Raw genomic sequence first — 13,317 nt, 5'->3', positions numbered from 1 at the left:
CCTCGCCGGTTGAAGGCGTACCGAAAGCGGTCGATCATTCAGGTGATGCACTGAACGACCGGAAGTGGGCCGAGACCGGTCTGTCGGCTTCCAGGTTCCGCGGCCGGCATAGCCGACATTCATCATCTAGCCATTGAGCTGCCGACTTCTAATTGGGGGCGGGCCCCCTCATCTCGCATTGGCCACAACATCAAAGCTATGCGCCGGTGCGGGTATCTGCGCTGGATACTTGAAGGCTGAGATTCGGATATCCTGCCCTCTCGTTCGAACCAGGGAGCTGCCATGAACGACACGGAACGCGAAGCGGTCATCCTCAACAGCGCCTGGGAGATGATTGACGGGATGGTCAATTGGGCCATCTTCGAGAAGACCGACCGATCCGAGCTCTCCAACCTATGGTTTCCGAGCGGCCAGCACTGTCAGCTTTACCTGATCCTGCTCGCGGATTTCCTGTCGCAGACACGCGGTTTCAGCGGCCGGCCGATCCCGCTCGGCCTGCAGGAGCCGCCGAGCAATACCACGGCCTCGAATAGGACATTCCTGTTTCACCTCCGGCAGGTTTGCAACAATCCAATCCTTGGCCTTGATGTATCGGGTTTGCGCGCGGCGGTCGAGGCGTTCGCGATCTGGCTCGAGCACGAGTTCGTGACCGAAGGGGTCAATCTCAGCGACATCGATGTGGTCTGCGACGTCAGGGTGAGCCGGCTGCAATACATCAAGATTTGCGGGGACATCGCGAAGCACAACCTGGCGAGGCTGGAGGCGAATGTGAAGCGCGTGCGCGAGCTGTTGGCCGCCGCCGGCAATCCGATCACGGAGGATCAGGGCTATCTCGCGATCCCCAGTTTCAACGAATGGTTCGCGACCGGCATCTTCCCCTATCATGCCAGCCATATCGCCGAGCTGCTCAACAATATCCGCTGGGAGATATACTGGTATCTCCAGCCCGAATTCGGGCGCTCCTGGCATCGCAAGGAGGACTGGACAGAACTCTATCCAAGATATGGCTATCACGTGCCGCCCGCGATCGAGGCGCCCGTAGCCCGCAACATGTACTGGGATGCAATGAACCGCTCGCGCTCCGTGCCCTATGTGCAGCGCTTCACTATCCCCGCCTACGCCAAAACCGAATATTGAAGGTCCCGCGGACGAGGACTTGGGCCTTCGGACGTCCACAGGCGTCACGGAACCCTCGTTCGGACGGGGTCGTTGCATTTCCCGACATGGGACTAGCCTCTTCCGGTTCGTGGGCCCGGGCGACTACAGTCGCTCCTGTGACCCTTGAAGAACATATCGCCCAGCTGAACAGTCTCGCATTCTGGCGGGAATTCACATTCGCCCGCAACAAGTTCTCCCCGACACCGGACAAGGAGCTTGAGCTGGCGGACAATCTAGTGTGGTTCGGCGACCGGGCCTATATCCTGCAGCTGAAGCAGCGCGATAATCCGACTTCCGATCCAATAGCCGAGCGAAACTGGTTCGAGAAAAAGATCATCAAGAAGGCTACGAGCCAGATTCGCGATTCGCAACGGTATCTCGACGAGAATCCGAGGATTCGAATTACCAATGAGCATGGCCATTCGTTCGAGATCGAACGTGCACATCTGCGAACTATCACGAAGATAGTCGTTTTCCTTCCCGCCCCTGCGCTGCCGGAAGATTGCTGGCGGATGCATTATCACATCAGCAAGAGCACCGGAAGCTTCATCCACCTCCTCCCCGTGAACGACTATTCGGGCATTCTCGAAACCTTGAGGGTACCAGAGGATATCGCGCGTTATTTTGAGTATCGTGAGGAGGTGACGCCGCGGCTTCGCGAAGCGGGCGTCTCGGTTGAGGAGTCGGATATCATCGGGGCCTTCCTCAATGAGGAAGCAATGCCGACACCGGGCTCGCACGAAATTCTTGAGCGGTTGGTGCAAGATACCGAGAGCTTCGATCTCTCGGGCCTGCTCGGCACTCTCCACAGTCATATCGAACGAGCGGATGCGCCGTACGACTATTACAAAATCCTGCGAGAGTTCGCTCGATCGCCGCGTTCTGTCTGGCGCGAGGTCAAATTGCGGGTAACAAAGTCCCTGGAGGCCACCGCAGCGAAGAATTTCGCTCGTCCGTTCAGGCTGACCTTCCCTGAGAATGATTGTACCTTCATGATCGCGCCTCTTGCCCCGGAACTGCCCTCAACCGGATCAGAGGGGGTGCGCGTGCGCACCACAGGCCTGAGCAATTTGACGCAGGCTGCGAAGTATCTGGCGCACACATCCAAAGCGGTGGGCATCCAGATTTCGAGGGATGGTGAGTTCGTCCAAATCGATTGGGGCTTGCTCGAATTTCCCTGGCAGTCGGATCCTGAACTCGAGGACAGGCTGTCGAAGAACAATCCCTTCCGACCGGTGACGGAGAAGTCCATGGATGGCTTCTTCTTCAAGTCATTCGCTTCCTGAAGCTGTCCTTCCGCGTAACAATTGCGGTAAAACTTGTTGAATGCAATGGCGCAAGGGATCGACTTGCAGCCGTCACGCCTGCTTTAACGCAGCTCCGTCGCGCGGGGCACCAGTCAGCAATAAGATTGGTTCCGTTGCTGACACGTATGCCGTAATCATTGGAACGTGAGGCTTAAGCCGTGATATGATCCGCGATGGCCATCTTAAAATCTCAAGGAGTGTCGCCCACCGAGCGCCTACTGGCGGAATTGTGCGACCGCACCTTTTTGCGCCTTTGGAGTTATCCCAATCCGTGCCGCGAAGACGGAAAAGAACTCTGCGACCTACTCGTCGTCTTTCAGAATGACGTTCTGATTTTCTTCGACCGAGAAAATAGGAGATTTGACCAAAATCCCGAAGACGTTGATCTAGCCTGGAAGCGCTGGCGCAAGGAAGTCATCGAGAAGCAGGTTGCCACCGCCCATGGTGCAGAGAGATACATTCGCTCAGGGCGATCGATCTATCTGGATCCTCAGAAGAACCAGCGGTTCCCTATCCCGATCGATCTTAGCCAGATGCGGTGTCACAAGATCGTTGTCGCACATGGCGTGAAAGAGGCTTGCAAACGAGCCTCTCCGGCAAACGTGTTGGGTAGCTTGGCGATCTCCTACGACAAGAAAGACGAACGGTTCGATCACCCGTTTTTCGTGCAGATTGATCGGGAACACCCCGTCCACATTCTCGATACAGAGAATTTGGAAATCGCCCTGAACGAGCTCGATACGATTTTCGATTTCACTGCGTATCTGGATGCCAAACTGGATGCGATACGGCGTCACGCCCTTTCATACTGCGGGGAAGAGGATGTCATCGCCCACTACTTTCTCAATTTTGACGAGACGAAAAACCGTCACATGATCGGCACGCACGACGCGTTCGATACGGTTCATATCGGTGAGGGCGAGTGGTTCAATTTCGAACGCAGTGAGCCGTATGCCCGGCGGAGAGCAGCCAACCAAACTTCGTATTTCTGGGATCGCTTGCTACAGATCACCTCCAACAACGCCCTCAACGGTGTGCTCGGCGGGAACAGCCAGCCTTTCCACGGCAAGAGCGCCTTGCATTTCATGGCTATGGAGCCGCGTTTTTCTCGGCGCGGCCTTTCGGACTTCATGCTGAAGTCGATAAGAAACTTCCCGGAATCTGACGAGCCGCTGGTTAGGAACGTCTCGCTGATGCCCTCATTCTACGAAGGCACGGTGTACGTATTCCTCCAGCTCAAAGCGTCAGATGATCTTCGAAATTCAGAGGCCTATCGGGAGGTACGTTCCGGCATGCTTGAGATCGCGTGTGGCGCCGCTAAGCTCAGAATGCCGGCTATTAAGAGAGTGATCGGCATTGCGACTGACGCGCCGAAATTCGCAGGCAAAACAAATTCCGAAGATTTGCTTCTTATGGAATTTGACGACTGGAACGCAGAGCGACGGGCATACTACGAGGCTGCAAACGAGGAGCTGAGGTTTTTTCGGACACCGCAGATGCAGGCGACCAAACGCACAATCTCCGAGTTTCCGAGGGCGACTGTGAAACCCGGAGTACGCGCCAAAGTAGGAAGAAACGAACTCTGCGTCTGTGGCTCTGGCTTGAAGTACAAAAAGTGCTGCGGCCGATAGAGCTTACGGACCGCGGGGAGTGTAACGGGGGCTAGGCGAGCGATCGCCGCGGCGCAGCCGATCCATCCCCCCCCTCCCGCGTGAAGCACTTGCCCTCCTCGCCAGCTGGCGGGCTCGCAGGAATGCTGACACATTTGGCCGCGCAGGCATGTAATCGAGCCCGAAGCGCGCATAAAGCTCCTAAGCGCAGAGGTTTGGCAACGTCCGCTTCTGAGATATTCTCGCGGTTGGCTGAATGACTGATGTTGGGGCGCAAAGCGGACCTTGCCGCGTTCGTGGTCGTCACCGCCCTTGGCGGCCGAGATCCTGAGGGGCTCGGTGCCGCGCAGCGGCATAGAGCGCGGTCGCGCTGCAGGCGCGAAACGCCAGCACTCTTCAAACTGAGTTCGCTCAAGCGCCGGCTTCTGACCGGAGCATTTCCAGCTGCTCCAGACTCAGTGCTTCCACGATGTCTCGGAGTTGCCTGACCGCCACCGTCAAGGCATCAAGGTCCTCGACGCTGATCTCGTAACTCGGCGAGTAACGCGCCTCGACGTAAGCGCGCTTGAGCAACTCGAAGCGACGGCGATCAATTCTGGAAGTACGCGGCCATGCATCGACGAGCCGCGGGTCCTTATCCTCCGAGAGCGATCGCAGAAATTTGATGTTGTGCGACCTTGGAAAATATAGCGTGCGCACGAGCAAGAAGCATATGTAAAGTCGTTCCGTTGCTTGGTGGAGGTCGAACGCAGCCTTGTTCAGATCACCGTCGTTTTTGGCGTAGTTCGCGCCTCGAATGAAGGCATCAACGCTCGGGACCCATCGATCAAAGTATCCCAGCGCCATCGCCAGCGCAGCCGCAGGCGTCAGCGGCTTCGGCGCCGCCAGCGCATGCTGCGGCAGCTCGTACAAGACCACCCCGTCCCGAACGATATCGACCCAGAAATACTCGCCGCGCTGGAGCGCCTTGTTCACCTCGTCGAGGGTGTGGACGATGATGTTGACCGGCCGCTGGACCGTGGGATCGTGGAGGATCTTGTCCTCCGCGATATACCAGTAGGCGGCGACATCGGTCAGGTCCTCGTGGCTGACGATCACGAGCAGGTCGAAGTCGGACTGATATCCGTTTTCCGGCTCATCGACCCAGTCGTTGCGCGCATAGCTGCCGAACAGGATGATCTTGAGGATTTTGCCGTTCTTCTTCCAAGGCTGGGTGCTGGTCGAGATCGCCTGCGCGAACTCCGCCATCAGCGTGTCGCGCACGCGCGCGAGCTCGGCCTGCTGGACTTCGGGAAGATGGTCGAGATCGACGCGCATGATCATTTCCTAGCTGTGGCTGGCCGTTTCCTCAATGTTCCCTCGGGACGTCGCGAAACTCTATGAGATGAGCCATGGCGGACCCTAGGCGCCGCTCGACCTCGGCGACGGTGATGCCGAGTTCGGCCGCGATCTGGAAATAGTCGAGGTCGCGGTAACGTGCGCGATCGAACACCTGACGCTCGGGATCGGGCATGGCGTCGAGGGCATTGCGCAATCTGCGAAGTTCGCGGTTCATGATCATTCTCCTGTCGCATGCCGACCGAAGCCGGGGGAGAGACGGCGCGGGACCGCGACAGGAGGCGGGGCGCACCCGGCGGGCCGCAACGAAGTGGCGGACCTGGCGCCGAAGGCCCAGGTTGCGCCGCGCCGGCGCGGGCCCAGGACGGAACGCCCGGCTTCGGCCGGGTTGAAGGCGGCGATCATTCCCGCCGGTGATCGATGACCGGGATACCGGCGCTGCGTGCCTTGTCGAACAGATTGTCCTGGATGCCGCCGCCGGGGAAGATGATGATACCGCGGGGCATCAGGCCGATCACCTGATCGTTGCGCTTGAACGGCGCAGATCCACGGCTGTGTTTCGAGAAATCGGGTGGACACGGCACCTGCGGCACCTTGCGCTCGCGTGCCCAAAGGGCTGAGATGTGCTCGGCACCGGTTCGCGAAGCGCCGTGCAGCAGCACCATCTGCGGATGGCGGCCATGGATCTTGTCAAGCAGCTGCCAGACCTTGCGATGGTCGGGATAGTCGGCACCGCCGCTCAGGTAGATGCGCTCGCCAGGCGGCACGAGCAGCTTCGCGTCGGCATGACGCCGGTCGTTGACGAACTCGCGGCTCTCGATCACCGCCGCAGTCACCGCGCGGCGGTTGAGCATCGATCCGTTGCGCGGCAGCCAGGGCTTGCGGAGATGATGGCGGAACTGCTCGGCAAAGGCTTCGCGGAACGCCTCCATAGCGTCGCGCCGTTCGATCATGGTGCGGCCTTCGGCGATCGCCGTTTCCAGCTCGACCGACTTGACCTCCGAGCCGTCCTGCTCGCGCTGCAGCCGGCGCTGGCCGAGTTCGTTGCCGTCGAGATCGCGTTCGATCCGCTCGACCGCACGGTGGAAGACATTGGTGAAGCCCCAGAGCAGATCCTCCAGGTCGGGCTCGAGGCGGGTGTCGCCGAGACAAGCGATCATCGCATCGAAGCTGTCGGCGGCGGCGCCCTCCACCAGCCGGCCCTCGGGCAAAGGGCGGGGATCAAGCTCATCGTCGAATGGCCTGCGCCCGAACAGTTCGAGCTCCTGTAGAAGCTCTGAAAATTGCGAGCCCTTCGGCTCCTCGCGATTGTCGTCGGTCATGGCCTTGTCTCCCATCTGCTTGCCGCGCCCTCGCGGCCTTCCGGCGACACGAGGCGGCGGGCGGCGCGGGCGCGCACCTCCAGCGGAGCGGCCGGCGCAGCCGGGAAGGCCGAAGCGCAAGCGGAGGACGGCGACGCCGGCTATTTTGCCTCGCGATGCAAAGCGGGCACACGCCCGCGGCGGAAAATAGCCTGGCGAAGCCGTTGCGCGCCCGCACCGCTTGCCGACCCGTCGCCCGCTCGAAGGCCGGGCGCGGCTCTAGCAGATGGCGGGAATGGCGTGGCGTGGGATTGCGGCCAAGCTGGGATCAGGGCAGGCTCGCTGCGTCCTCTGGCGCGAGCTGAGGGCGCAGGTGGCGCGCAAGCGTCTCGACCCCATCGGTGCAGAGGTCGCTGTTTAAATCGTCGAGCCGGGAGATGAGCGGCAGAAGCTCGACACCCCCCGCCCCCGCGCGCTCCGACAGGGCGGCGAACGCCATCGTCCCCGCGGTATCGGCTTCGCGCGCGACATAGAGGCGGCGGAGTACCGACGGGAAGCTGAGCGCGGCGAGATGGTTGGCGGACAGGCCCGCGATCATCGACATGCGCGGCAGAACCATGCGGAGCGACAGCATGGTCTCGACGCCCTCGCCGAAGACCATGACCGGACCCGCCGCACCGAACCGGACGCCATTGCCGAGCAGATTGCCCATCGCCCGTCGCGGCCGCACGAGCCGGGCCTTGGTGCAGTCGCGCGGATCGAGCCAGGTCCGCTGGACTCCGGTGACAGTGCCGTGCTCGTCGGTGACCGCCGCGATCAGTGCGGGCATCGCCGAGGGCGTGTCCGGCGGATCGTCGGTGCTGCGTCGATGCCAGCAGCGCGGATGGAAGCGCAGCCACCGCTCGGCGCGGATGCCGGAGATGCAGCGGGTGCGCAGATAGCGCTCGGCGATCGTCGCGCCGATCAGCCCGGAAGCCGCGAACAGACGCAAGGCTGCCTTAGGCGAGCCCTGCGGCACAGACTCGCTATCCTCGAATGTCGTCGGCTGCGGCAGCGACAGGAAGTAACGCGCTTCGGCAAGCGTGTCTGCGAGCGCGAGATGGCTGCAATGCGCGCGGATCAGGTCGAGCAAGTCGCCATGTTCGCCGGTCGCGGCATCGGTCCATTTGCCGGCCGCGCCCTTGCCGTGGTCGGGGCCCTTCAGCCGGACATAGAGGCTGCGGCCCTTCGCGCCATGGACGTCGCCGGCGATCCAATAGCGGCCATCGCGGTGTCCTGCGGGCAGATAATAGCGACAGACGGCTTCGGCATTGCGCGCGAGCTGCCGGGACAGGTCCGAGACATGGGCCATGACAGTCTCCTGCAAAAGGAAGGGGACCCGCCGCGTGCGACGGGTCCCAAGCTCGACCAGGCTATTCGGCGGCCATGGCGAGCGGCTCTTCGTCCTCGTGCTCGACCAACGGCTCGGTACCCAACGCGGCTTCCGCCGGCGCCACGGGCGGGACCGGCCCGGGCTCGGCGGGGGTGCGGAGTGGCTCGGCGAGCCAACCGCTGCCGGCGAGCAGCGCCTCGGCCTCGCGCGCCATGTCGGCCTTCTTGAAGCCGGTGAGGCGCGCCGACGTCTCGGCACCCTTTGCTTCCTCGACCGCGGTGAGGATCCGCACCTTGGGCACGCGGCCGAGATAATTGTCGAACGTTGCCGACCAGCCCGCCGCCACCGGATCGAGTCCGACCGCACGCGCGAGGATGTGCGAATGCTCGATCCGGCCGGCGACCGCCCGTGCCGATACCCGCCCCTCATTGTACCGGTTGGCGGGCTCCCACACCGCATTGATGCCGAACGCGGCGCAATGCGCGAACAACATCGCCTGGTCGTCCGCGCTGAAGCGGGCAAGCACCTCCCAGAGGCGGTGCGGATCGTCGGGCAGACGCTCCGACCATGCTGCGTGCCGCTCGTCGATTGCCCGCGCAGAGTGAGAATCGGCGAGGCCCGGTGCCTGGGTGCCGAGGCTCCCGCCGCGCATCGAGATGCCGACGCAGCTCTCGGCGCTCGAATAGGCGTAGAAGGTGTCGAGCACGATCGCATGCAGCACGGCGGCGAACGCCACTTGCGGGGTCAGCGCGACCGCGTTGCGCAGCGCCAGCGTCCGCCAGGTGGTGAGCTCGGTGACGAGCCGATCGGGAAGCGGCTTCAACAGATCGTCGGGATCTTCGTCCTCGTTGGCGGGCGCGCCCTGCCCGACGATGTCGCCGGCACCGCCATCCTGATCGACTTCGGGCGCAGGCTCGCGCACATGGCCCTCATCTTCCTCCTCGCCAGCGATAGCGGGCTCGTCCTCGGGACGGACATAGCCGCGGTCGATATCGAGATTACCAAGATGGTCGATCGTGACGAACACGCCGGCGCGCGCCATCTCCTCGCGATCATAGGCGAGCGGGCGCTGCACGATGCCGGCGATCTCCTCGTCGATCGCATTCACGCGGACATGCACCTCGTCGGGGATATCGTGTGCCTCGGCCCAAGCGGCTTCGAGCGCATCGGCTTCCTCGCGCAGCCCTGCCAGCCGCGCTTCCTGCTCCTCGGTCAAGTCGGGCTGCGCGCCCTCGATCGGCCGCATGCCGTCATCATAGCGGTACGGCAGGTCGACTGCGGCGACGACCCATTTCCAGCCTTCCATGCCGACGCCCTCGGCCAAGGCACCGAGCTTGTCGGCGACCAAAGTCTCGAGCAGGCCGACATCCTGCAGCCAGCCGCCATTGTCGTCCTCGAACAGGTCGCGGACCATATAGCCGCCGGCCGCGACATAGGCATCGAGGCCGACGAAGCGGGTACGCTTGTCGGTCGCGCGTACCGCCTGCTCGGTCAGCTTGCTGCGGATCATCCAGGGCTGCTTGTTGTAGCTCGACCGGAGCTGCTCCCAGACCTGCTCCTGGCGCGCATGATCCTCGGACACCGAGAAGGCCATCAGCTGCTCGAGGGTCATGCTGTCCTCGGCATAGATGTCGTGCAACTTCGGGGAGACCGAAGCGAGGCGCAGCCGCTGCTTCACCACCGCCGGCGTGGTCATGAAGGTCGCTGCGATTGTCTCGACATCGCTGCCTTGGCCGGCCAATTGGTGCATCGCGCGGAACTGGTCGAGCGGATGCAGCGCCTCGCGATGGGTGTTCTCGGCGAGTGAATCCTCCTCGGCCGAGATCGCGTCATCCTCGCGGACGATGCACGGCACAGGCGCGGTCCGGGCGAGGCGCTTGGCCTTGACCAGCTGCTGAAGCGCGCGGAAGCGGCGGCCGCCGGCGGGCACCTCGAACTTGCCGGTGGGATTGCCCTCGCCGTCGCGCTCGGCGCGCACCGTCAGGCTCTGCAGCAGCCCGCGCCGGGCGATATCCGCGGCGAGCGTGTCGATCGAGACGCCGGCCTTCACGCGCCGGACGTTCGATTGGCTGAGCGCCAGGAGATTGAAGGGGATGTCCCGGGACGCGCTGAGCACGATCTTGGTATGCTTGGTCATGGGTAGTCTCCATGACGGGCAGCCGAAAGACTCTCTCTCGGCCCTCAACCCGTCATAGAGCCGGCGCAGCCCTCTACCTCTGAAAGGAGGAGAGGACCGCGCCGACACCGCGCCGCCGGCCGTGACGCCTACCCCGCCGCAGCGAGGAGCTTCGACGCCTTGCCTTCGAGATCGAGCCGCGCGTCCTGGTGCGGTTTGTCGCGCGCGAGCGCAGTGATCCCCTGGACGAAGTCAAAGATCGAGACGGGCGGATGCCCCTCCTCGTCGAGCACGGTGGCGATGATCCTGCCGGTTTCGGCCTTGGAGAAGCCGCGCTTGCGCAGGAAGTCCTGGCGATCCTCGTCGGTGCGCGCGACGATCCGGGCCCGCGCCGCCATGATGCCAGACATGAAGGGCTGGGGCGACGAGGTCGCGAAACTCTCCAGCGCGGGCGCGGCCTCGCGCGCAAAGCGGTTGGCGGCGAACTTCGAGTGGCGGATGCTGATCTCCTCGAAGCCCTCGGCGCCCCAGATGTTGCGGTTCATGCAGACCGCGCGGAGATAGAAGCTGGCCATGCCGAGCGTCTTGGCGCCGACCTCGCTGTTCCAGCAGTAGAAACCGCGGAAGAACAGGTCGGGGTCGCCATTGGGGAGCCGGCCCGCCTCGATCGGACGGGCATCGTCGACCAGGAACAGGAAGACATCCCGGTCGCTGGCATAGAGGGTAGTGGTGTCCTTCGTCACCTCGACATGCGGATTGTGGGTCATGGTCGACCAATCGAGCAGCCCCGGCACCTTCCAGCGTGTGTCGCCGGTGCCGTTGCCCGCGATCTTCATGACGGCGGCGACCAGCTCATGGTCCCAGATCCGGCCATAGTCGGGGCCGGTGACCGCGCGAAGCTCGGTGCGCCCGTCCTCGGTTTCGAGCGTCTTCATTAGCTCGGCACGGCGAGAAAGCAGTCCGTGCTGAAGGTTAATACCGGCAAGCGGCGATGGCAGCTCGCGCATATAGCCTGAGGGCGCCCCGATCAGGCTGCACAGTTGGCCGAACGACCAGTGCGTGGGCGCGACCGGCTCATCGCGGCCGGGCACGATCAGCGCCAGGCGCTCGGCGTTGTCGCGGCTCGCCTCGACCCGAACCTCCCGTGTCTCGACCGTGCGCGTGGTGGCGCGCACCGCCCGCGCCAGGAGCGCCGCGTGTAGCTCGTGCAGCGAAAGGTAGCGCTCGTCGTCAGGCCGCGAGAACCATTCGGACGAGACCCGCCCGATGCGGGACCCGCGCGAGATGTCGACCTTGTAGGGCGCGGACCGCGGGGGCGGCGTGGATGCGTGGTTGAGGACAGTCGCCATAAAAATTCTCCGCGACGGGCGCCGGGAGACTCTCTCTCAGGCTTGACCCGTCACGGCCGAACCGGCCGCCCTCTTCCTCTCACCGGAGTGTTGCGCGGCGGAGCGCAAGCAGAAGGCGTACGCCCAAACAACCGGCTGGGCGTCCGGGGAAGGCCTTCCCCTCCCGGAACTTGCCCCCTGGGAACCTGCCTGCCGTTCGATGATTCAAACCGGCTAAGGAGAGAAACTCGAGCAATGACAAGACGCTGCGCGCGCCGCAGGGTTCGTCGCGGATTGCGATGGGCGAGGATTATGAAGTCGCCTATTGGACCGACAAATTCGGCGTCAGCCGCGAGCGGCTTCAGCAAGCGGTCGATACCGTCGGCGACGGAGCCGCCGCCGTGGAGGAATGGCTCAAGCGCTAACCTTGCTCAGACTTGATCGCCGGGAATCAGCGAACGGCCGCAGCTCGCATTCAGCACGGCGCGGCGCTCTATCCATCCAGGACGCTCGGGTTGCATGGATATCGGAAACCGCGCTGGGGAGAGTCCTCGCCCGGAGTTAGAACCGCAAACGGTTGGCGGTTGCTGAGACGGCATTGCGTTGTCCGAGATTTGTTGTTGTTTTTCAGACAATTCATTATTGCCTCTGTCCGAAAGTTTTATGCAAACTTCGGACATGGGCAAGCCTGACCTCAGAACCCAAATCGTGCAGCGGATCGCCAAGGCGAGGCCGGGCATGGTGTGGACGCCTGTAGACTTCCTCGATCTCGGCAGCCGGGGCGCGGTCGACAAGGTGCTGCAGCGTCTGGTCAAGGGGACGACCAGAGGCGCATCGATCGCGGCCTCTATGACAGGCCCGCCATCAACAGCCTGACTCGTCAGCCAACTGCGCCGGACCCGCGCGAGATAATCGACGCGATCGCGCGCCGCGACCAGATCCGGGTGCTGGTCGACGGCATGACCGCCGCCGACGATCTGGGCCTCACCAATGCGGTCCAGTCGAAGATCGTGATCCACACCGATGCGCGGCTGCGCTCGATCCATCTCGGCAACATGAACATCACCTTCAAGCCGAACGCGGCGAGCAAACTCCATTGCGCCGGCCGCCCGGCGATGCGGATCGTGCAGGCGCTGCACTGGCTGCGCGACAGGCTGGCCGATCCCGATGGGCAGAACGATCTCCGGCGACGGCTCGACGACCTGCTGCACAGCAGGGCGAACGCGGCCAGGATCCGCGACGACTTGCGCGACGGGCTGTCGACCCTGCCGGCCTGGATGCAAGATTTCCTGAAACCCCTGCTGACAGCGAGGCGAACCGCGTGAATCCCGCCTGTGACACGATCTTGTCGGCCGATAACGAGACCCGCGCCGGGCTGTTCACCGCCACCGCGCAGCGGATCGGCACCACGCCGCAGAATGTCGAGAAGGACTTCTGGGTGTGCTGGACGCTCGACGCGCTATCCAACGGCCTTCCCGACGGCCCGCGACTGGTGTTCGAGGGCGGTACCTCGCTGTCCAAGGGGTTCGGGCTGGTCCGCCGCTTCTCGGAGGATATCGACGTCACCTCTTCAACGATCGCCCGTTCGCCAAGGAGGATTTCGCGCGAGCGCCTGTCTTTGGTCCGTGACTTTCATCCGGGTAGTACGAGCCTGATTGCTGGTCCTGATGGACTAAAAGCTCATGTGATCCACGGCACCTGCCGTCTCCATCATCTTCGTACCTTTCTGGCAGCGTTCCGCGTCTGCAAGTAGGGGCGTCAGCGGCTACGAAGCCTTGGTGAGCGGC

The 13,317-nt window shown here is 63.1% G+C and carries 13 protein-coding genes; 7 read left to right on the top strand and 6 right to left on the bottom strand.

Going from position 1 to position 13,317, the window contains the following annotated elements; translation table 11 throughout:
* Window positions 1–282 precede the first annotated feature (282 nt).
* From COC42_RS12195 to COC42_RS12185, 3 genes are all read left to right on the top strand, one after another.
* Window positions 283–1,137: a hypothetical protein gene (locus tag COC42_RS12195; RefSeq protein ID WP_096343591.1), complete on the top strand. Its 855-nt coding sequence runs from the start codon at window positions 283–285 to the stop codon at window positions 1,135–1,137.
* Window positions 1,138–1,274: 137 nt separating this feature from the next.
* Window positions 1,275–2,444, top strand: coding sequence for a hypothetical protein (locus COC42_RS12190; protein ID WP_096343590.1), 1,170 nt, complete (start codon window positions 1,275–1,277; stop codon window positions 2,442–2,444).
* A 194-nt stretch (window positions 2,445–2,638) separates the two neighbouring features.
* Window positions 2,639–4,096, top strand: a complete 1,458-nt coding sequence (locus COC42_RS12185) for a YecA family protein (RefSeq protein WP_096343589.1) — start codon at window positions 2,639–2,641, stop codon at window positions 4,094–4,096.
* 390 nt (window positions 4,097–4,486) lie between these two features.
* On the opposite strand, the gene COC42_RS12180 is transcribed toward COC42_RS12185, so the two are convergent.
* The 6 genes from COC42_RS12180 to COC42_RS12155 form a co-directional block, all read right to left on the bottom strand.
* Window positions 4,487–5,392 (bottom strand): HEPN domain-containing protein, encoded by a 906-nt coding sequence (locus COC42_RS12180; RefSeq protein ID WP_096344179.1) that lies wholly within the window; start codon window positions 5,390–5,392, stop codon window positions 4,487–4,489.
* A gap of 31 nt (window positions 5,393–5,423) precedes the next feature.
* Window positions 5,424–5,630 (bottom strand): sigma factor-like helix-turn-helix DNA-binding protein, encoded by a 207-nt coding sequence (locus COC42_RS12175; RefSeq protein WP_176484669.1) that lies wholly within the window; start codon window positions 5,628–5,630, stop codon window positions 5,424–5,426.
* Between the two features lie 184 nt (window positions 5,631–5,814).
* Window positions 5,815–6,735 carry a DUF2493 domain-containing protein gene (locus COC42_RS12170; protein WP_096344178.1) on the bottom strand — a complete coding sequence of 307 codons (921 nt, stop codon included), beginning with the start codon at window positions 6,733–6,735 and terminating at the stop codon, window positions 5,815–5,817.
* A 307-nt stretch (window positions 6,736–7,042) separates the two neighbouring features.
* Window positions 7,043–8,065 carry a DUF7146 domain-containing protein gene (locus COC42_RS12165; protein ID WP_096343587.1) on the bottom strand — a complete coding sequence of 341 codons (1,023 nt, stop codon included), beginning with the start codon at window positions 8,063–8,065 and terminating at the stop codon, window positions 7,043–7,045.
* Between the two features lie 61 nt (window positions 8,066–8,126).
* On the bottom strand, window positions 8,127–10,223 hold the full coding sequence (locus COC42_RS12160) for a ParB/RepB/Spo0J family partition protein (protein WP_096343586.1): 2,097 nt from the start codon (window positions 10,221–10,223) through the stop codon (window positions 8,127–8,129).
* Between the two features lie 128 nt (window positions 10,224–10,351).
* Entirely contained in the window at window positions 10,352–11,551 is a 1,200-nt protein-coding gene (locus COC42_RS12155; protein WP_096343585.1) for a DUF932 domain-containing protein, read from the bottom strand.
* Window positions 11,552–11,796: 245 nt separating this feature from the next.
* Between COC42_RS12155 and COC42_RS12150 the strand changes: the two genes are divergently transcribed.
* From COC42_RS12150 to COC42_RS18225, 4 genes are all read left to right on the top strand, one after another.
* Window positions 11,797–11,955, top strand: a complete 159-nt coding sequence (locus COC42_RS12150) for a DUF3606 domain-containing protein (RefSeq protein ID WP_281253112.1) — start codon at window positions 11,797–11,799, stop codon at window positions 11,953–11,955.
* Between the two features lie 178 nt (window positions 11,956–12,133).
* Window positions 12,134–12,406 (top strand): hypothetical protein, encoded by a 273-nt coding sequence (locus tag COC42_RS17965; RefSeq protein ID WP_245844265.1) that lies wholly within the window; start codon window positions 12,134–12,136, stop codon window positions 12,404–12,406.
* Window positions 12,364–12,855, top strand: coding sequence for a DUF6088 family protein (locus tag COC42_RS12145; protein WP_245844233.1), 492 nt, complete (start codon window positions 12,364–12,366; stop codon window positions 12,853–12,855). Before COC42_RS17965 ends, COC42_RS12145 begins: the two co-directional genes overlap by 43 nt.
* Window positions 12,852–13,283 carry a nucleotidyl transferase AbiEii/AbiGii toxin family protein gene (locus COC42_RS18225; RefSeq protein ID WP_096343583.1) on the top strand — a complete coding sequence of 144 codons (432 nt, stop codon included), beginning with the start codon at window positions 12,852–12,854 and terminating at the stop codon, window positions 13,281–13,283. The genes COC42_RS12145 and COC42_RS18225 overlap by 4 nt, the downstream gene beginning before the upstream one ends.
* Window positions 13,284–13,317 lie beyond the last annotated feature (34 nt).

This window comes from Sphingomonas spermidinifaciens (assembly GCF_002351485.1).
GTDB classification, from domain to species: Bacteria; Pseudomonadota; Alphaproteobacteria; order Sphingomonadales; family Sphingomonadaceae; genus Sphingomonas; species Sphingomonas spermidinifaciens.
The sequence above is the reverse complement of the archived record's forward strand: the minus strand, read 5'-3'. Positions and strand labels throughout refer to the sequence as shown.